Here is an 18,725-nt window from a genome sequence, read left to right on the forward strand (position 1 = left end):
GTGATGAACCCTCTGGATTACTTGAACTGTTTTAGGAAACGAAGGTCGTTCTCGAAGAACGCACGCAGGTCATTTACGCCGTAACGTAACATTGTCAGACGCTCTACGCCCATACCAAACGCGAAGCCAGAGTATTTCTCAGGGTCAATGCCAACAGCACGAAGTACGTTCGGGTGAACCATGCCGCAGCCAAGAACTTCAAGCCACTTGCCATTCTTGCCTTTTACGTCTACTTCAGCAGAAGGCTCGGTGAATGGGAAATAAGATGGACGGAAACGAACTTCAACTTCCTCTTCGAAGAAGTTGCATAGGAAGTCATGCAGAATGCCCTTTAGCTGAGCGAAGTTTACATTCTCGTCAACTAGCATCCCTTCCACTTGGTGGAACATTGGTGTATGAGTTTGGTCATAGTCGTTACGATAAACACGACCAGGTGCGATGAAGCGGAATGGTGGTTTACCATTTTCCATCGTACGAATTTGAACGCCTGACGTGTGAGTACGTAGCATCAAATCTGGGTTGAAGAAGAAAGTATCGTGGTCAGTACGAGCTGGGTGGTCTTCTGCGATGTTTAGTGCATCGAAGTTGTGGAATGCATCTTCGATTTCTGGACCAGACTCAGTGTTAAAGCCTAGCTCACCAAAGAACTGTTCAATACGCTCAACAGTACGAGTAACTGGGTGTAGACCACCGTTCTCGATACGACGACCTGGTAGTGTAACGTCGATTGTCTCTGCTGCAAGTTTTGCTTCAAGTTCAGCACGTTGTAGTGCATCTTTACGAGCAGCGATCGTTTGTTGAACTACGCCTTTTGCTTTGTTGATCTCTTGACCAGCACTGCGGCGTTCTTCTGGTGGTAGTTTACCTAGGCTTTGAAGTTGAGCGGTTAGCTCACCTTTCTTACCTAGATACTGAACACGCACTTCGTCAAGTGCGACTAGCGAGTCTGCAGCTTCAATCGCTGCGCTCGCGTTAGCAATGATCTCTTCTAGATGTTGCATCGTTTCCTCGTCTACCGTCCGGTAGTATCCATAAGGGTGTTTTTTGATAGCTGTACATACTAATAAAACCCGCCGCTAATGCCAAATTGATTTGTAATTTGAACGGGTTATTGGGCAAAAAAAACTCGTTTTTTGCCCTTTTAGCAGAAATCACACCGGAAACGATGACCATTTGCCGATATTCGGCAATGGTTAATTCGCGTTTGCGCGAATAAAAATGAAGTTTGGACGACGCGAAAGTTTATCAAATGTCTCAGGTGATACTTCTTTCATCGCGGGATCAGGTTGACCTTCGGAAAACTTGTCGAGAGTAAAACCACTTTCAGCTAAGCTATCAAACAAGTTAGTAAACGAACGTCTAAAGAATGAAACCTCTACGGGTTCGCCAACGGTATTCCAATCTTCGGTGATACGCTCTACTGCAAAATAGTTGTTAAAAGCGTTATCTTCAAAATCAACAAGTGGGTGATGGGTAGAGAAAATGAACTGTCCACCTTGTTTGAGTACACGATGTACCTCTTTAAAAAGAGGTACCAAATCTTCAAGGTAGTGCACCATTAAAGGGCAAACAACAAAATCATAACTATCGTCGGCTTCTTTAGGAAGTCCATCAGATAGATCTTGCGCATAGCATGTTACAGCGTCACCTAGTTTTTGTTTAGTAATTTGAACCATTTGTTCCGAGAGATCGACAGCGGTTACTTTCGCCCCCTGATTAACAAAGTGCTGCGCATAAACACCAGGACCACACCCTAGGTCCAATACCGCTTTGTTGTTTACCTCACCCACCAAAGCTAGTGTTGAAGGACGCTCATAAAGGCCGTTATACGCGTTATTTTCAATCGCATCTGCGTACTTTTCTGCATGTTTTGTATACATTTCACCCATATAAATACCTCCAACTATCAAACCATTAATTCCACATTCGGGTCGCGCAATCTACCGTTACTATAACTACTCGTCAATCTCTTCTGCTCGCCAAACTAGGCGTAACATGTCTTTGTGTTGAATACCGTGTTCGAAGATCGGTTCATCATAATTATCGAGAAAGAAGTCTTTAATCACTCTCTCTACTCGAAAGCCATGCTTTTGATAAAACGAGAGTTGATAACCAAATGTACCTGTTCCTAATTCGACAATTCTAATACCTCGGCTCGCTAACTTCGCTAATGTTTCATCAAGTAGAACTCCGCCAAATCCTTTGCCATGGTACTCTGGGTAGGTTGCGATATTGAACAGTTCAGCTTTACCATTAACCTTATCCACTTCAATTAACGTTGCCCCAATCAACCTATCTTGCATAAACACAGCAAAAGCATGACATCGGCCTCGATAAACGTTAATTGCGGCTTCCTCTGGGTCAGCCAATAACAAAATATCCAACGGTAACTGTTCTTGAGCAATCTCTTTCACTTCAAACATAGAGTTATTCATCTTTTAATACTCTTTCCATCAGATAGTTATCTAACACGACGCCACGAATGTCAGCTTGGTTTGGTCGCACTACGTTAAAGCCAAAATGAAGGAAAAACGGCTTTGCTGTAATGCTCACATAGGAATACAGCCTACAAATATCAGCTTCTCGCGCTTTATTGATAATGGTCTGCATCAACACACTCCCTACCCCTTGCCTTTGTGCTTGGTGGTGACAATAGAAATGTTCTATTAATCCATCGGCTTGTAAATCACTATAACCCAGTATCTGAGTTTGGTTTGTCACCACAAAAGGCTTACATCGAGCAATATACGCTTCAAAAGCGGATGTCTCTAACTCATCACGAGCCCATGCTCTAATCTGCATCTCATTGTAATCATTGCGATTTACAGTGCGAATTGTTTGCCGATATAATTCCAATAACTCATTTGCATCGTCTTGCGTCGCTGCTCTAACCGACAATCGCATATCTAGACTCCTTTATGTGACCGTTAATTCTCGCAATTAATAGTAGCAAGCTAAAGATGTTTAACGGGGTTCAATGTTAAGGTTACTAGACGGTAACCAATTGAAAAATATCTTTTTGTGTACTAGATATTAAAACTCATAGATGAAGCTATCCGGAAGCCATTATGCCCGAAAAAAATAACAAAGTGCTGGTGCTGTACGCACATCCATCTCAGAGACGTTCAGAGGTCAATGCTCCCATGTATAGAGATGCCCAATCCATTAAAGGAGTCACCGCGGTCGATCTGTATTATGAGTACCCAACTTACAACATTAATATCGATAGAGAGCAACAACGATTAATTGATCACGATATTGTTATTTTTCAATTCCCTCTCTATTGGTACTCAACGCCTTCTATCCTTAAAGAATGGCAAGACTTGGTATTAGAGTATGGGTTTGCTTATGGGCAAGATGGCACAGCACTGCATGGTAAGACTTTTTTATGTGCAATCTCTGCTGGCGGTAAGGCAGATGCTTATCAAACAGAAGGCTACAACCATTTCACTATTAGAGAACTACTCCAACCATTAGAACAGACTGCTAGTTTGACGGGCATGACCTATTTACCGCCTTTCTGCCTTTTTGGTTCACGTACAGCTCAAGAAGAGCGACGTATACCGGAGCATAGAGAGCGTTGGAAAACGCTTTTAAACCTGCTTGTTACCAGCGAGTTCGATATCGAACGAGCAAAACCTCTCGAAAAACTTAACCATTATTGGCCACAAGAACAGGCTATCGAATCAGATAAGGACGCATCATGACCGGTTACTTTCTCCAGGCTTTCGTTTATCTTATAGCCGCCGTCATCGCAGTACCTATTGCTAAGCGCTTAGGTTTGGGATCTGTACTTGGTTACCTCATTGCTGGGGTGGTTATTGGACCTATTATTGGCCTCGTGGGCGAAGAAACTACTACCATTCAACATTTCGCTGAGTTTGGTGTCGTTATGATGCTGTTCTTAGTTGGCCTAGAACTAGAACCTAAGATGCTTTGGGGCATGCGTCATAAACTTATCGGTCTTGGTGGCATTCAAGTTGGTGGCACAGCAGCAGCGGTTATGGGAATAGCACTGATACTCGGACAAAGCTGGAGCGTTGCGCTGACTATTGGCCTTATTTTTGCTCTTTCTTCGACTGCAATTGTTCTGCAAACCTTTAATGAAAAAGGACTGTCGAAAACAGAAGGTGGCCAGAGTGCATTTTCAGTCTTGCTATTTCAAGACATTGCCGTAATTCCAATGTTGGCGTTCATTCCCTTACTCGCCTTGCCAGAACTAGTTGAACAAGCGCAAAATGCCGCGGCGCAAGCGGCTGAGCATCATGACGAATTAAGCTTGGTAGCTGGGCTTCCAGGGTGGGCTTATGGATTAGTCATTACTGCGTCAATTGCGGTGGTCGTCGTTGGTGGTCATTATCTTAGTAGACCTTTGTTTAGGTTCGTCGCATCATCTGGATTAAGAGAAATCTTTACAGCTACTGCGCTTATGCTTGTTATTGGTATTGCAGCCTTAATGAGTTTGGTCGGTCTATCTCCTGCCCTTGGTACATTTCTGGCAGGTGTCGTATTGGCAAACAGTGAGTTTAGACATGAGCTGGAGTCAAATATTGATCCTTTTAAAGGGCTTCTCCTAGGCTTGTTCTTTATTACCGTTGGCGCAGGTATTAACTTCGGTATCCTATTTGACGATTTCTTTGTCATTATCGGTTTAACTTTGGGTGTAATGCTCCTAAAGGCAGCAGTACTGTACGTACTCGCGATGATTTTCAAAATCAAAGATAGTGCCCGATGGTTATTTACCTTGAGTCTTGCTCAGGCCGGTGAGTTTGGTTTTGTTCTGTTAAGCTTCTCGGTTCAGAATCATGTATTGCCTACCGATATCGCCCAAACACTATCACTGGTTGTTGCTTTATCTATGTTCTTAACTCCTGGTCTGTTTATTCTGTTTGATAAAGTCATCTTGCCTAAATTTGAGAAAGACAGTAATGACCGTGAGGCCGACACAGTTGAAGAGCGAGGCACTGTCTTGATTGCGGGTATTGGCCGCTTTGGGCAAATCGTCAATCGTCTTTTGGTCGCCAATGATGTGAAGACGGTGGTACTAGACGTACGTGCTGAACAAGTCGATAACATGCGCCAAATTGGCACCAAAGCTTATTTTGGTGACGCGTCCAAGCCAGATATCCTGCATACTGCTGGAATCGAAGATGTGAAACTGCTTGTTATTGCTATTGATAATCAAGAAACCAATGTTGAACTTGTAAAATACGTTAAACATACGTACCCTCACGTCAAAATTCTTACTCGAGCATTCGACAGAGGGCACGGTTACCAACTAAGGCAAGCCGGCGCAGATTATATAGAGTCTGAAACCTACCATTCAGCTTTAGAGCTTGGTGCTAAAACCATGAAATGTCTTGGCTTTCACCCATTCTTTATTGAACAGCAGAAATCCATCTATAAGACGATTGAAGACAAACAATCCGACCGTCTATATAAAGCTTGGGCAGACGGTGCTGATGGTGAAGAACGCTACGATAACAACTACCGTGACTTATTCATTGAATTGGAAGGCTTCATAAAGGATGCCATGCAAGTCGATCGAAATGACAAACATTCTCGCGAGCGTGGATGGACACCACCTCCAAAAGGTTATGCGGATAAGTTCGAGGAATAAAACGTAAGTAACATTAATCTTTGCTTTGTTTAGCCCCCTGTAACTAATGGGCTCATAAGCTATGATGTTAACAGAGACGGGCATTTAGTCCGTCTCTCCTTTTTCGCAAGTACACAATGATAAGTAAATAGGCACAAATAAAGAGAACAACGTGGATAAAGATTCAAAACAGTTAGCCAAACAATTGTTCAACATGACCCTTCCTATGGTGCTGGGTGTGTTATCCCTTATGAGCTTTCAATTAGTCGATAGTGCCTTTATCGGACAACTAGGCGTATTACCTCTCGCTGCTCAAGGTTTTACACTGCCGATGCAAATGGTCATTATTGGTATCCAAGTAGGCCTTGGTATCGCTACAACGGCAATCATTTCTCGTGCTTTGGGGGCCAATGACGAGTCTTACGCAAAACAATTAGGGGGGTTGATCCTAGTTTTCGGTAGCTTAGGCGTTGCGGCAATTGGCGTACTCATTTGGCTAATCCGACACCCAATCCTCGCCTTGTTAAGTGCACCCGAATCTGTCTATCCAGTAATTGACAGCTATTGGCCTTATTGGCTTCTAAGCTCTTGGGTTGGTGCGGTGCTGTACTTCTACTACAGCGTCTGTCGCGCTAATGGGAATACGGTTCTACCAGGAATGATGATGGTCGCCACGAGTATCATTAACTTAATTCTCGATCCACTGTTTATCTTTACCTTTGATTTGGGTATCAATGGCGCGGCAATCGCGACTATCGTCGCTTTTGGTATTGGTATCGCTTTTGTCGCACCGAAAGTGGTCAATAAGAATTGGGCATCGTTTGATTGGCAAGATGTCAATGTAGTAAACAGTTTGAAGTCGATATGGAAAATTATGGCACCCGCGATGGTCAGTCAATTACTTCCCCCGCTTTCCTCGATGTTGGCCACTAAACTACTCGCAACATTTGGTACTGCTGCAGTAGCTGCATGGGCACTGGGCTCTCGTTACGAGTTTTTTGCCATTGTAACCGTATTAGCTTTGACCATGTCTATGCCGCCTATGGTCGGTAAGCTATTGGGGGCTAAAAACCTTACAGATATCAAAAAACTCGTCAACCTTGCCGTAAGTTATATTCTTGCGTTCCAACTCTTAGTCGCCATTATCACTTACTTGTTTGCAGGTCACTTATCAATACTGATGACCAGCGAAGACAATGTACAACAGATCCTCAATTATCATCTTATTTTAGTCCCTTTCAGCCTTGGGCCTTTGGGCATCTGTATGTTAATGGTGTCTATATCCAATGCGCTTGGCAAAGCAAAAACCGCTTTGACCATTTCAGCGCTTCGTTTATTTGCCTTCTTCTTGCCTTGCTTGTGGTTAGGGTCACAGTTTGGAGGAATCGAAGGACTCTTTTGGGGCGCTTTGGTCGGAAATGTCCTTGCGGGTCTAAGCGCTTGGTTCACATACAGTTATTCTTTAACGCAATTAGAAAAGTCCCTTTCTAAATAAGGCTCAATTTCTATTCCATTTGTACTAACTATTTTTGTCAAAATAGCCCTCCTTTGCTACGTTTAAAAGACGTAGTGAAAGGAGAGGTACAATTAATGAAAATAAACGTTCAGACCCACCACGTTTCAATTGGCGAAGAGTCTCGTCAAGAGATTGAAAACAAATTTGACAAAGTATCAGCTCACTTTCCTCAGTTGATCAGCTGTGACATCATTATCAAGAAAGAGCATGGCCAACACGAAGTGGAAATTTTCACCAATTATGAGGGTGTGAGAGTATCAGCTAAAGCCACCCACGATATTATGTACCCAGCCATTTCCGCAGCGTTGAAGAAGCTTGAAGCAGGTTTGCGAAACCGAAAAGGACAACTAAAAACTGACTTGCACGCCAAACCGACGAGCACCAAACCAGAGATCGCGTCAGACATCATTCAAGAAATGAAACTCACTTAGCCTACCCTTTAAATACAACCTAAAAAGCCGGCTCTTAGCCGGCTTTAACTCAAAAACTTATTGCAGTTCAATAACTTATCCATTCCCATTCATAAATTCTTACACTGACTTTTCTATTCTAAATATCTGCTTTATTGCCAACAATATCGAACCCAGCTCAGCATTTCTCTAAAGTTCGCTCCTTTCTGACCACAATGGCGCAAAATGACAAATTCAATAATGCGTTGTCATTACTATGTGCTTAACGCTTTAGGAGGCACGATATGACATATAGAGAATTTCAACACACTGACACTTACAAACTGATGGTTGGCACAGGGGAGTTAATCTCATCTATTGCTTCCTTTCTTTTTACGCTAATCACAGCGATCGCCAAAGCCGGAGTATGGCTTGCTAAAAAAACCTACTCATGGATCGCTAAGCGATAATCCAACATCAACTCAACCAGAGACAGCGAATGAAAAGCAAATTAACTCTTGTTTTAGCATTGGCAATTGGATGTGCCTCTCCTGTTACGCTAGCCGAAAATAGCCATGCCACATCTGTAGGTACTGCAAGCCCACTCTTCGAGCAAATGGATGCACTTCAACAGGACATAAATACATTACAAAAGCAGGCTGAACTTAACCGTTTTGAAGAGAGTATCATCGACAGAAAAAACGACGCGTTGAGACAATCACTTGCGGAACAGTTGCAACATACAAACCAAGTAGATGAGAACAAGCAGCTTGTTACACAACAAATTCACCTCTTACAAACATTACTCGCGGCAAACGACCAAGACCTTAAACGACTTTCCGACGCATCCAAAATTGCGAGCGACACTGAAAAAGATGCCGTTCAGTTTGCAATGCAAAAACGTATTACCGCGATGGATGAGTATTATGCTGATCTGTCCACCACGTTATCTTGGGCCGCTGAATTAGGGGTAGACATTTCAAAAGCGGAAACTCAATTAGAGCAAGACTTACAGAAACGTGCTGACTTTTTATATAACTCTGTTCTTTTCTTAGATAGCCAACTAAGTGACATTAATGACCGACTTGCTTACGTACCAGAAGACGGTAAAGCAGGATTGCAAGAAGATGGGATCCGAATTTCTGGTCAGATTAATTTACTTATTCTTAGCTTAGAGTCCAGTATTACCCTGTTGGAAAACTACGGTGTTGACACTACAGAGTATAAACAGCTGTTATTCACTGTAACGGGGGATATTAGCACGGACGTTCTCGATTTCAGCGTAATTGTCGGGCTCATGAAAGAGTGGTTAGGCGCATTTAAAGATTGGGCGATGGAGCATACTCCGTCACTAATTGTGAAGATATTCGTCTTTGGCGTCATACTCTGGTTGTCACGTTCGTTCGCTAAAATTGTTGGTAAGGCGGTTAGGAAGAGCGTTAGCCATTCAACAATGAAATTCAGTGTTTTGATGCAAGATTTCTTTGTTTCAATGGCACAAAAAGGAGTAACGGCTCTAGGGCTGCTTATAGCCTTATCACAGCTTGGTATAGAGTTAGGACCGCTATTGACTGGTTTTGGAGTGGCGGGTGTAATTATTGGTTTTGCACTACAAGATACCTTGTCTAACTTTGCGTCTGGCATGATGATACTCATCTATCGTCCTTTTGATGTAGGAGATCTGGTCAAGGTTGCCGGCATATCAGGAACAGTGAGCCATATGAGCTTAGTATCAACGACCATACGGACTGTTGATAATCAAAGATTAGTCATTCCGAATAATAAGATTTGGGGCGATACTATCAATAATATTACCGCAGAGAAAACTCGACGTGTTGATATGACCTTTGGTATTGGCTACGGCGACGATATAGATCATGCGAAACAGGTCTTTTCTGACATCTTGCAGCAGCACCCGAAAGTACTTAAATCTCCAGAGCCGATGATCTATGTACATACACTTAATGAAAGCTCTGTCGATTTTATTGTTCGACCGTGGGTACGAACAGAAGACTATTGGGATGTATATTGGGAAGTGACCGAAGAGGTGAAGAAACAACTGGACCGCAATGGGATCAGTATTCCTTTCCCACAAAGAGACGTTCACGTATATCAACATGACCTCGCTCAAAACACAACACTAGACCTGGTCACTCAAGTCGCAAGCAAATAACCACCAATGCGAACTTCAACCGAAGTTCGCATTAGTTTTAGTTATGGAAAATCAAAATATTTATCGTGATTGTCATCACACTTTTCTATTGATTGATTCTATTTCAAACTCTAATATCTGCGCCCTACCGCCCACAGTGGCGAATTTGAACAACAAAAAGCACGAACCACGCAGAGACGAGACAAAAACGAAATGGCATCCAAATACCCATTAGCTAGGCTGACCTTTTTAATCGCAATTTTGACTGCCGTTGGCCAAATGACCCAGACAATGTACGTACCGTCAATTGGGCAAATGGCGCAAGAGTTCCGCGTTAATCCAGCGATGCTGCAGGCAGTAATGGCGTGTTACTTAATTCCCTATGGTTTGTCCCAGTTCATCTATGGTCCACTGTCGGATCGATTAGGTCGCAAGCCAATAATTATCGTTGGTCTTGTTATCTATCTAATTGGAGCGCTCGTAAGCTTATTTGCACATTCTTTTGAACTCTTTCTACTAGGCAGCTTCATTCAAGGAGCGGGAATTGGTAGTGGCGGCGCAATGTCACGAACTCTTTCTCGTGACTGCTTTTCAGGCGAAGAATTACACAGAGCCAACAGCCTCATTAGTATGTGCGTGATCTTTTCACCGCTGCTCGCCCCCGTTCTTGGTGGCGTGTTAACTGAAACTATGGGTTGGCGCTCTAGCTACCTTTTTCTGACTCTGTTTGCTGTTGCAGTAGTCATAGTCATGGCTTCCAAACTGGTCGAAACTCTACCAGTTGAGAGACGTAGCCAAAGTTCGGCGATGGATAACTACCGATTTGTGCTTTCTGACAAGCGTTTTCAGGGCTATGTCATTTGCTTAGTTGCTACCTTTGCAGGCGTTGCCGTGTTTGAAGCCGCTGCTGGTGTGTTGTTTGGTGGTGTTTTAAAGCTTTCGGCACTGACGGTAAGCATCCTGTTTGTATTACCAATTCCAGGTTATTTACTTGGTGCTGGGTTCTCTTCCATTATCGCAAAACGGTATGGTAACAACGCAGCATTTAAGTTTGGTTTGGTTTCGATACTTGTAGGCTCAGCGGTCGTCCTTGTGCCTGGATTACAAGGCTCGACCGACGCTTGGACACTTACCATCGGCTCTACCGTTTACTTCCTTGGCGCAGGTGTTTTGTTCCCTGCTGCAACTACAGGTGCCTTAACCCCTTTCCCAAACCACGCGGGAACAGGTGGAGCTGTGTTAGGGGGTATGCAAAATCTCGGTGCTGGTTTAGCAACCTTAGGCGCATCTGTTATACCCGCTACTAGCCAGCTACCACTGGGCGTAATCATGTTGATCATGGCGTTGTTAGCTATGTGGGGTTTGCATATCGCCAAGCGCGACAATGGTCCAGATAACGCCGACGATGCGGTAATGGTTTAAATTAGAAAAGAAACAAAGGCTACCTCAGTCTTAGGTAGCCTTTTTAAGATCCTTCGTCCGTCGCTTTGCCCCTCATAAGAACACTTACTCAAACTTCAACTTTCTTATAATCATGCGCTATTCACTCAAGGAGCAACACGCCCTTCTCAGTTTTCGAAAATAAACCAGCTTTTATTTTTAATTCAGCCAGTTAACGTTGTATTCTTCATATCTATTATTAAACTATGTCTGTACCTCTGATTCACCCCAAGGAAGGAGTTATTGGAGTTGAAACTTAAATGTGTGCTCACTCTTAAAACCATGCTCGCTCGCATGGTTGTTTTGATCGTATTACTAGGAGCCACGCACGTTACTCTAGCTCAGTCTGATACCTATATTGTCGCGGCTCATGAACGTGACTTTATCGCCCGTTTTATTTTTTCTACCATTGAAAAACAATCCAATATCTCTTTTCAGTACGCAGACTATCCTGTATTTGGTGAGCGATTAGATGCTGTTGAAGACGGTAAAATAGACTTTGTCGCTAATATTACCTATACCAAGAGTCGAGCTTCACGATTCATCTTCTCTGAGCCAATCAACATTGAGCCAACCTATTTATTTAACAAAGGTGGCGAGTCGTTTGATGAAATGCATGTCATTGGAACAACAATGGGAACAGCGTTTAACGACATAATTCAGAGATACTATCCAGACAAACGTGTATTGGGGTTCAATGACAATGACGTTGCATTTGAGAGCTTATTGGCTGGTAATATAGATGGCTATATTGGCACTTTCCTACAATTAGAGAGCTTTTTATCTGCGGGGTTTAAAGCAACCTCGATCAACGACCAAGTCTCCATTCCACCTGTATCCATTATTACCAACAAACAACAGAACAAACCACTATTGGCGGCTTTTAGCGACATTATTGCAAAAGACTCTGTCCAGAAAGAAATTCGTCGTTACATCGACAGTTACATTACCGAAATTGCCATTAAACAACTGAGACACAAAGTTAACTCCAGTGGGTTAGACCTAGACTCTATTATTGAGATCTATCTTAACCCTCGCCCACCTTATGTGTTTTCAGGAGCGAATGGACAACCTGAGGGTATTTCTGTTGAGTTTGCAAAGCAAATTTGCAAACTCAATCAACTAAAATGCCGAATGGTCTACGATCCTACAGAATCGTGGTCAGCATCTTTGCAAAAGCTCACTTTGGGTGAACGTGACGTGACGACTCCTATTGCTGACATAAAACACCGTCAACGTATACTAAACTTCAGTCGTCCCTACGCTTCTATTCATGGTGCCATCGCCAAGCGTGTTGGTTACAAAGAAGAAGTCTACCGACATATTTCCGAACTGTTCGCGGAAAAAGTCGGTGTAGTGGAAAACGATGTGTTTGCCTCCATCACTCGACGTTCATTGCCCAACAAAACTCTGGTTTACTATAGCAATACTGAAAAGCTCATTAACGCGCTCACTACTGGAGAGGTCGATTACGCCATTACCAGTCAAGTTACGTTAGACACATTATTGTACGAACACAATATAACCAACGTGACACAAGACCGTTACTTTCGCCCTTTTTATCAATCTGAGTTGAGTTTTGGGTTTCCTAAAACTGAGCGTGGCGAGATTCTCGCTCAGTTGTTTAATAGAACCTTAGACTTTATCGACGCCAACTCAATCAACCGCCGTTATCAGCCACCAGCAAACTGGCGTGAACTGAATGAAAAAGAGAGTGACAAACGTCGATTAAATATCATCAATACACTGTTAGCGCTGCTAGTGCTAGTGACCTTTTTCTTCGGTTACATAACTAATCATCGCGCCAATCATGATGCACTGACTAAACTTAAAAATCGTCATGCTTTAAACCGTATCCGTAAACAGGCTCTAGAAAAAGGCCACGGACTAATTTACATCGACCTTAATCGCTTTAAACACATTAACGACACTTATGGTCATACGGTCGGTGACCAAGTATTACGTTGCTACGCCAAACGTTTGAAAGAAACCATTGATGGTCAAATTTACCGGATCGGTGGTGACGAGTTCGTTGCCATCACTGAATTCGACCCTAATGAACTCAGAACAATATTAGACCAACTAGAAAGCTATCCGTTTATAGTGCGCGGTTCCGGGGTTGTATTGACGCTGTATGCCTCTGTTGGAGTCTTCTTACCAGACACTAGTGAGTTAAGTATCAAGCAGTTGCTTATCTATACAGACTTCGCTATGTACGAAGCTAAGCGTAATGACAAGATCCGAAGTGTCATTATTGATGAGGCTAAACTCAGAGATCTTGCTATCGTTCATGACCCCAAAAAACGCTCACATCGTGATGTTCCCAAAGGATAAGTAAAACTGCTTAACCTTTATTCCAACATGCTTCTTAGAAAAGACTCCCCCCTCAAAAAAACACAATTGCTAACAGAAAACCTCTCTCATAACTCCCTGATTTGAAGCAATTTATGACACCTAGCAAGAGATTGCGAATATAATAGTTTTAGTGAAATAAACAAAAACAGGAGACTTTATGACTGCAAAACAAAATGCTAGCCAATTCGTGTCCATTATCTCAACCATACTTGTTATCGGACTCGCTATCTATCTTGGTACTCTAGTGAAGTCTGTTGATACGATAGAAGAGAAGCTTAGCCATCAGGCACAACAAATAGAAAGAACTTCTCTAAAAGCAACAAATGGTAGTCTTGGTGATACCGCTCGCTCTTATGTTCCTGTCTATTCACATATTTATACCGATGGTGGTAAACCCGTATTGCTGGAAAGCACCTTAGTTGTACGTAACACTGACCCTAACTCAAGTATTAATATCCATAGCATCAATTACTATGACACCAACGGCCAACTTGTTCGTCAGTTTGTCTCCGAAGGTTACAAACTTGAGGCAATGTCCAGTTCTGAATACTTGGTTGAAAAGCGTGAAGTCAGTGGAGGCGCAGGGGCTAATTTCTTAATCGAATGGTCGAACCCAAACCAAGCGTCAGCCCCTATTTTTGAAGCGGTCATGATTGGCTCTGGCCATGGAAAGGATATTTCATTCACTAGTCGAGCTCCTCTATAAAAAAACACCCCGCATAATGCGGGGTGTTTTTTCAATATAACCACTGTAACTAGTTGGCCTGTTCGTTTAGATAAGCTTGAAGTGAGATGTTCGTCCATTCACGCATCTTCACTAGATAATTGGCTTGTGAATCAAGAATCTCTTTCGCCAATTTATCGTTAGCCGCCTGCTGCTGAAGTAGTTCCTCATTTGCTGCTTTTAGGGCATTGATTACTTCTGGCGGGAAAGAACGGACTTTAATATTCGGATACTCTGAACTCATCTTAGACCAACTGTTCGCGTTCTCATGCAAAGCTTGGGTGTACATATCAAACGCGGCAACGCGGAACGAAGTTTCTAAAATGATTTGGAGATCTGCTGGCAGAGATTCCCACACTTTCTTGTTGACCAAGAACTGAGTTTCAGAGCCTGGTTCATGCCATGCTGTGTAGTAATAAGGTGCGATTTTTTGAAAACCCATTCGTAAATCAAAGGCAGGCCCCACCCACTCTAATGCGTCAATTGTTCCTCGCTCTAATGAGGTATACAGTTCGCCCGGCGCGATGTTGGTTGGTTTCGCGCCAACTTTCGCTAACACCTCACCTGCAAAGCCAGGGATACGCATCTTCAAACCTTGCAGATCCTCAACGGTGTTGATCTCTTTTTTAAACCAACCACCCATCTGTATATCTGAGTTGCCGCCAGGAAACGACAACAAATTATGCGGTGAATAGACTTGCTGCATGAGTTCTAGACCCCCACCATGATAGAACCACGAATACTGCTCCATCGTTGTCATACCAAATGGCATCGATGAGAAATACAGAGTATTAGGGACCTTACCTTTCCAATAGTATGAACTTGAATGACCAAGGTCATATTGACCAGACTTAACCATATCAAACACACCTAAAGGAGCTTTGTGTTTGTTAGCAGAGTCGATTCGAATAATTAAACGTCCATTCGACATTTCTTTGGCTAACTTTGCCATATTCTTACTCGCGTCACCCAGAATTGGTGTATTAGGCCCCCAGGTTTCTGCCAGTTTTAAACGGTAAACTTTATCGTCAGCTTGCACTTGAAAGGTTGCCACAGCAGTGAGGGATGCAATGACGATAGTACTCAGTCGACGAATGGTTTTTGTGAATTCCATTTCTTAGATTCCTATGTACGTTATTGGATAGCTCAACAACAATGGATGTAAACACTATGTATGTCAAAGTGTTACCGTTTGGGTGTATTTTTCTTAAGCAGTCATTACGCCTAATATTTAACCGTTTATCCCTATTTTATACTTCACATCGTCTAACGACTCTATTTAACTCCAACCTTTCACTAGCCAAAAATATTCCATTCTGTTTAACAAATTGATAGTTCTGTCACGAAATCTCTGTTATTAATAGCTAAATTGTTAAATATTCTAATAAGCATCATTATGGACTGGGCAACACTCTCAATATTCATCCCCACATTTTTCTTTGTTTCTATCACCCCAGGAATGTGCATGACACTGGCGCTTACAATGGGCATGAGTATTGGCTACCGACGTACGTTGTGGATGATGGTCGGTGAATTGCTCGGTGTTGCCGCCGTTTCTCTTGCTGCTATCTTAGGTATTGCTGCCGTCATGTTGAAATACCCAGAAGTATTCACTGTCTTTAAGGCCGTCGGCGCAACTTATCTGTTCTATCTTGGCATCCAAATGTGGCGCTCACGTGGTAAACTAGCCATCACCTCTGACGTTGAACAACAAACCGAACACAAAGATTGGGATCTAGTCGTTCAAGGCTTTGTTACCGCTATTGCCAATCCCAAAGGTTGGGCATTTATGATTTCGCTTCTTCCCCCATTTATCGACCAGTCAAAGCCAATGTTTGGACAAGTATCGATCATGCTCGGAATTATTTTGGTCAGTGAGTTTGTTTGTATGACTATCTACGCGACTGGCGGAAAAGGATTGAAACGAACATTGGGTAATGCAAACAACGTACGGACCATGAACCGCATTGCGGGAACACTCATGTGTGGTGTTGGGGTTTGGTTGTTTATTGGGTAAAAATGGGCTCCGATTTGGAGCCCATTTATTTTATTGTGTTACACCTGCAATCACTGAAGGCTCTCCCGTCACTTCAGGCATACTACCGATATCGGCACTACCCGTGACAGAAGTTGGTACCGCAACGGCAGGGTCTTGCAAGGTTAATGCGTCGCACTCAGACGTTGCCAAAGGTTTCATCAACTCTTCAATTTCACGAGCTTTTATAACGTATTGACTGCTTCCTCCCATAACTACACCATCGCCGATTGAAAAGGCAGCACGATAATGGTCGTCCTCGTCATTTTTGATACTTGGAATGCCCCATAGATCACCATTCCCTCCGTAGTTAAGCATAAAGGTCTGGTTCGCATAGTCACCAGCATCACCATTTCGATCATTGTTAGTGGTATGAACATAGCTAAACTGAATTGGACGGTCGAAGCTCACGATATCCCCCGATTCACTGCGAACTGTAGTCAATCGATTCCACTCATTGACCCCTGTTTCCCACACATAAAATTCTTGCACAACATTAGGATCGTAAATTTCCCATGGATCAGAAATAGACTGCGACGATAGAACCATTGGTCCTGTTCTCAATCCCCAATGGTGAGGTGTAGATTCAAGGCTTGATGAGGTAACAGACGAATCGAAATGAACCGCTTCGCCACTGGTTACGCTAACGAGCGTCAGTGCGTTAACACCATCAATCGAGAACGTAAATTGATAAGCAGTGCCATGCACAGTTTCAAATGGGCTATTCTCTCCCCAATACTGGGCGATATGCTGGTCATCAATGGTACCGATCGGACAATTATCGTAACAAGTTAGTGTAATGGTGCCGTTGTTAGGAAGTGCAGCATCACCGTTTTGTGACCCATCAATAAAGGTTTGGACATAATAAGTTATGCTATCCTCTCCGTTAAGATACTTCACCTCTCCGCCGAGCTGCTCAGAATACATATATAGACTGTCGTAATCGCTAAGCGATATTACGATTGGAGTTTCTAGCTGAGTCACACTAGGACCATTATCCGTCCAAGACAGCTTACCAACTTTAATGAACTGTTGATTGCTATAGTTCACGACCCACTGATCGAAAGAGTTGTCTTGATAGACATCATCATCCCAATAGTTAAAGTCTATCCCTGCTAATTCAGTGAGCGCTAACGTATTCACTGTGTTCTTGATTAAACGGCCCGGCGCTGTCACGATAGTCAAAGTTTCCTGTTGTTCGTTGTTATCCTTCACTACGGTGTCACCATTACTGAACTGATGACCGCTTTCGGTCCAAAGCCCCCAATAACCTATAAAGCCGTAGTTATCGTTCTTGCCATTGCCCGTAGAGTCATAACGAATAGGAAAGCCACTATTGAGTTCGACAGCAGCCCCTGTCGATATATCAAATAAATCATATCGATGAACGTGCGATGTAAATTCTGTCCGACTCAAACATTGAGAGCCAGTTGCAAAGTCTCCTGACTTGTAAGGCAAATCATCAAAACCGCCATTGGTACTCTGAACTAATACACGATTCTCATTGAATGCTAGTGCAAACGTCTGTCCTCCACTACCATATTGACCAGAGTATTCCATGCCCGTTAACGCAACGCCTGTAGTTCTATCTTCAGACATCACAACACTGGCACATTGTTTGTAGCTTTGGTTACCGCCGTGGCTTCCCTGCTCATATAATGTGAAACCAATTTGTCCATCAAGATCAGAGATCGTTTTGACTTCACCTCCTCCTGATTGATTGTTTTGGTCAAAATTATCAAAGAAGTCAAAGTTAAAGGTGAAGTCGCCAAATGGATTGGCATCAGTAGCGCCATTACGAATTTCCGCTTTGAACTTAATCGCTTGTTCCCCCTCATCACTTTGTCCCATATCTGGAAGCCATACACTAACGCGTAAAGGGTCGGAATCAGACTCTCGAACAACCGTACTTACCGCTTTCATCAACTGGGTTTGATTACTCGCGCCTGATGATTGCCCGCTATCACCTGATTTATCTTCATCAAAACACACCGACTCATCAGCTAACACTAAGTAAGGCCCTTGGTTAGCAAACTCGACGCTGTTGAATTGCGCCGTAAAGCACAGAATGCTGTTCACGAGTTCAATAGGTTCTAAAGCTTCGTTCCAGACATGTGTCCGCTGCTCTGCGAGCGTATAGTCTGTGCCCTCGTCATTGTATGCGGCTTGAATAGTGAAAGGGGCTAGCGCCAAGACAAGTGGAATTAGTTTAGTCGTTTTCATTGGTCACTACCTCCAATTGTTCAGGCAGCGAAAGCTGAGATGTCGGAATGGTTTGAGTCTGATTACCTGAGCTGGAGTCTCCTCCACTTCCATTACAACCGAAGAGTATTCCTAGGACAAAGGTAGCGATTACTGCTTGGATATGAAGTCGTTTCATATCTCCTCCTTGTAATTCAACTTACGAACGTAATTCGCGCCAACTAACCTTATTTATAATGTGGTTATAAATACCCTAGGATAATGGATACATAAGTTTATAGAACAAAATCCCATATACATATGGCATTTGCTT

The 18,725-nt window shown here is 43.1% G+C and carries 17 protein-coding genes; 10 read left to right on the plus strand and 7 right to left on the minus strand.

The window, feature by feature from the left end; all coding sequences use genetic code 11:
- Window positions 1-17: 17 nt before the first annotated feature.
- The 4 genes from pheS to OH456_RS17135 form a co-directional block, all read right to left on the minus strand.
- Window positions 18-1,001: a phenylalanine--tRNA ligase subunit alpha gene (gene pheS / locus OH456_RS17120; RefSeq protein ID WP_006070684.1), complete on the minus strand. Its 984-nt coding sequence runs from the start codon at window positions 999-1,001 to the stop codon at window positions 18-20.
- A gap of 192 nt (window positions 1,002-1,193) precedes the next feature.
- Entirely contained in the window at window positions 1,194-1,889 is a 696-nt protein-coding gene (locus OH456_RS17125; protein WP_062459618.1) for a class I SAM-dependent DNA methyltransferase, read from the minus strand.
- A 66-nt stretch (window positions 1,890-1,955) separates the two neighbouring features.
- Window positions 1,956-2,435, minus strand: coding sequence for a GNAT family N-acetyltransferase (locus OH456_RS17130; protein WP_081836378.1), 480 nt, complete (start codon window positions 2,433-2,435; stop codon window positions 1,956-1,958).
- Window positions 2,428-2,904 (minus strand): GNAT family N-acetyltransferase, encoded by a 477-nt coding sequence (locus OH456_RS17135; RefSeq protein ID WP_270033941.1) that lies wholly within the window; start codon window positions 2,902-2,904, stop codon window positions 2,428-2,430. Before OH456_RS17135 ends, OH456_RS17130 begins: the two co-directional genes overlap by 8 nt.
- Window positions 2,905-3,068: 164 nt before the next feature.
- On the opposite strand from OH456_RS17135, the gene OH456_RS17140 reads away from it, so the two are divergent.
- From OH456_RS17140 to OH456_RS17180, 9 genes are all read left to right on the plus strand, one after another.
- Complete coding sequence (locus OH456_RS17140) at window positions 3,069-3,707, plus strand: NAD(P)H-dependent oxidoreductase (protein WP_270033942.1); 639 nt, start codon at window positions 3,069-3,071, stop codon at window positions 3,705-3,707.
- The gene (locus tag OH456_RS17145; RefSeq protein WP_240205947.1) at window positions 3,704-5,620 is read left to right on the plus strand and encodes a monovalent cation:proton antiporter-2 (CPA2) family protein; all 1,917 of its coding nucleotides are present in this window, start codon (window positions 3,704-3,706) and stop codon (window positions 5,618-5,620) included. The genes OH456_RS17140 and OH456_RS17145 overlap by 4 nt, the downstream gene beginning before the upstream one ends.
- Window positions 5,621-5,813: 193 nt before the next feature.
- Window positions 5,814-7,094: an MATE family efflux transporter gene (locus OH456_RS17150; protein ID WP_124941166.1), complete on the plus strand. Its 1,281-nt coding sequence runs from the start codon at window positions 5,814-5,816 to the stop codon at window positions 7,092-7,094.
- A 95-nt stretch (window positions 7,095-7,189) separates the two neighbouring features.
- A complete protein-coding gene (gene hpf / locus OH456_RS17155) occupies window positions 7,190-7,546 on the plus strand; it encodes a ribosome hibernation-promoting factor, HPF/YfiA family (protein WP_006070691.1) in 357 nt (118 codons plus the stop codon).
- Window positions 7,547-7,809: 263 nt separating this feature from the next.
- Entirely contained in the window at window positions 7,810-7,974 is a 165-nt protein-coding gene (locus OH456_RS17160; RefSeq protein ID WP_006070692.1) for a hypothetical protein, read from the plus strand.
- A 29-nt stretch (window positions 7,975-8,003) separates the two neighbouring features.
- Window positions 8,004-9,677 (plus strand): mechanosensitive ion channel domain-containing protein, encoded by a 1,674-nt coding sequence (locus OH456_RS17165; RefSeq protein ID WP_270033943.1) that lies wholly within the window; start codon window positions 8,004-8,006, stop codon window positions 9,675-9,677.
- Window positions 9,678-9,869: 192 nt separating this feature from the next.
- A complete protein-coding gene (gene emrD / locus OH456_RS17170) occupies window positions 9,870-11,078 on the plus strand; it encodes a multidrug efflux MFS transporter EmrD (RefSeq protein ID WP_270033944.1) in 1,209 nt (402 codons plus the stop codon).
- Between the two features lie 267 nt (window positions 11,079-11,345).
- Window positions 11,346-13,430, plus strand: coding sequence for a transporter substrate-binding domain-containing diguanylate cyclase (locus OH456_RS17175; RefSeq protein WP_124939771.1), 2,085 nt, complete (start codon window positions 11,346-11,348; stop codon window positions 13,428-13,430).
- Window positions 13,431-13,608: 178 nt separating this feature from the next.
- A complete protein-coding gene (locus OH456_RS17180; protein WP_006070696.1) occupies window positions 13,609-14,157 on the plus strand; it encodes a DUF3124 domain-containing protein in 549 nt (182 codons plus the stop codon).
- Window positions 14,158-14,206: 49 nt separating this feature from the next.
- Here the strand turns inward: OH456_RS17180 and OH456_RS17185 are convergent, their stop codons facing one another.
- The gene (locus tag OH456_RS17185) at window positions 14,207-15,289 is read right to left on the minus strand and encodes a TRAP transporter substrate-binding protein (RefSeq protein ID WP_006070697.1); all 1,083 of its coding nucleotides are present in this window, start codon (window positions 15,287-15,289) and stop codon (window positions 14,207-14,209) included.
- Between the two features lie 282 nt (window positions 15,290-15,571).
- Here OH456_RS17185 and OH456_RS17190 point away from each other — a divergent pair, with 282 nt between their 5' ends.
- A complete protein-coding gene (locus OH456_RS17190) occupies window positions 15,572-16,192 on the plus strand; it encodes a LysE family translocator (RefSeq protein ID WP_038222142.1) in 621 nt (206 codons plus the stop codon).
- Between the two features lie 30 nt (window positions 16,193-16,222).
- On the opposite strand, the gene OH456_RS17195 is transcribed toward OH456_RS17190, so the two are convergent.
- Together OH456_RS17195 and OH456_RS17200 are read right to left on the minus strand one after the other, a co-directional pair.
- Complete coding sequence (locus tag OH456_RS17195; protein ID WP_270033945.1) at window positions 16,223-18,433, minus strand: hypothetical protein; 2,211 nt, start codon at window positions 18,431-18,433, stop codon at window positions 16,223-16,225.
- Window positions 18,420-18,590: a hypothetical protein gene (locus tag OH456_RS17200; protein WP_006070701.1), complete on the minus strand. Its 171-nt coding sequence runs from the start codon at window positions 18,588-18,590 to the stop codon at window positions 18,420-18,422. The genes OH456_RS17195 and OH456_RS17200 overlap by 14 nt, the downstream gene beginning before the upstream one ends.
- Window positions 18,591-18,725 lie beyond the last annotated feature (135 nt).

This window comes from Vibrio sp. La 4.2.2 (assembly GCF_027586995.1).
Lineage (GTDB): Bacteria > Pseudomonadota > Gammaproteobacteria > Enterobacterales > Vibrionaceae > Vibrio > Vibrio mediterranei.

Coding starts and splice junctions, on each gene's coding strand:
- pheS (WP_006070684.1), bottom strand. CDS start 1,001: ATGCAACATCTAGAAGAGATCATTGCTAACGCGAGCGCAGCGATTGAA.
- OH456_RS17125 (WP_062459618.1), bottom strand. CDS start 1,889: ATGGGTGAAATGTATACAAAACATGCAGAAAAGTACGCAGATGCGATT.
- OH456_RS17130 (WP_081836378.1), bottom strand. CDS start 2,435: ATGAATAACTCTATGTTTGAAGTGAAAGAGATTGCTCAAGAACAGTTA.
- OH456_RS17135 (WP_270033941.1), bottom strand. CDS start 2,904: ATGCGATTGTCGGTTAGAGCAGCGACGCAAGACGATGCAAATGAGTTA.
- OH456_RS17140 (WP_270033942.1), top strand. CDS start 3,069: ATGCCCGAAAAAAATAACAAAGTGCTGGTGCTGTACGCACATCCATCT.
- OH456_RS17145 (WP_240205947.1), top strand. CDS start 3,704: ATGACCGGTTACTTTCTCCAGGCTTTCGTTTATCTTATAGCCGCCGTC.
- OH456_RS17150 (WP_124941166.1), top strand. CDS start 5,814: ATGACCCTTCCTATGGTGCTGGGTGTGTTATCCCTTATGAGCTTTCAA.
- hpf (WP_006070691.1), top strand. CDS start 7,190: ATGAAAATAAACGTTCAGACCCACCACGTTTCAATTGGCGAAGAGTCT.
- OH456_RS17160 (WP_006070692.1), top strand. CDS start 7,810: ATGACATATAGAGAATTTCAACACACTGACACTTACAAACTGATGGTT.
- OH456_RS17165 (WP_270033943.1), top strand. CDS start 8,004: ATGAAAAGCAAATTAACTCTTGTTTTAGCATTGGCAATTGGATGTGCC.
- emrD (WP_270033944.1), top strand. CDS start 9,870: ATGGCATCCAAATACCCATTAGCTAGGCTGACCTTTTTAATCGCAATT.
- OH456_RS17180 (WP_006070696.1), top strand. CDS start 13,609: ATGACTGCAAAACAAAATGCTAGCCAATTCGTGTCCATTATCTCAACC.
- OH456_RS17185 (WP_006070697.1), bottom strand. CDS start 15,289: ATGGAATTCACAAAAACCATTCGTCGACTGAGTACTATCGTCATTGCA.
- OH456_RS17190 (WP_038222142.1), top strand. CDS start 15,572: ATGGACTGGGCAACACTCTCAATATTCATCCCCACATTTTTCTTTGTT.
- OH456_RS17195 (WP_270033945.1), bottom strand. CDS start 18,433: ATGAAAACGACTAAACTAATTCCACTTGTCTTGGCGCTAGCCCCTTTC.
- OH456_RS17200 (WP_006070701.1), bottom strand. CDS start 18,590: ATGAAACGACTTCATATCCAAGCAGTAATCGCTACCTTTGTCCTAGGA.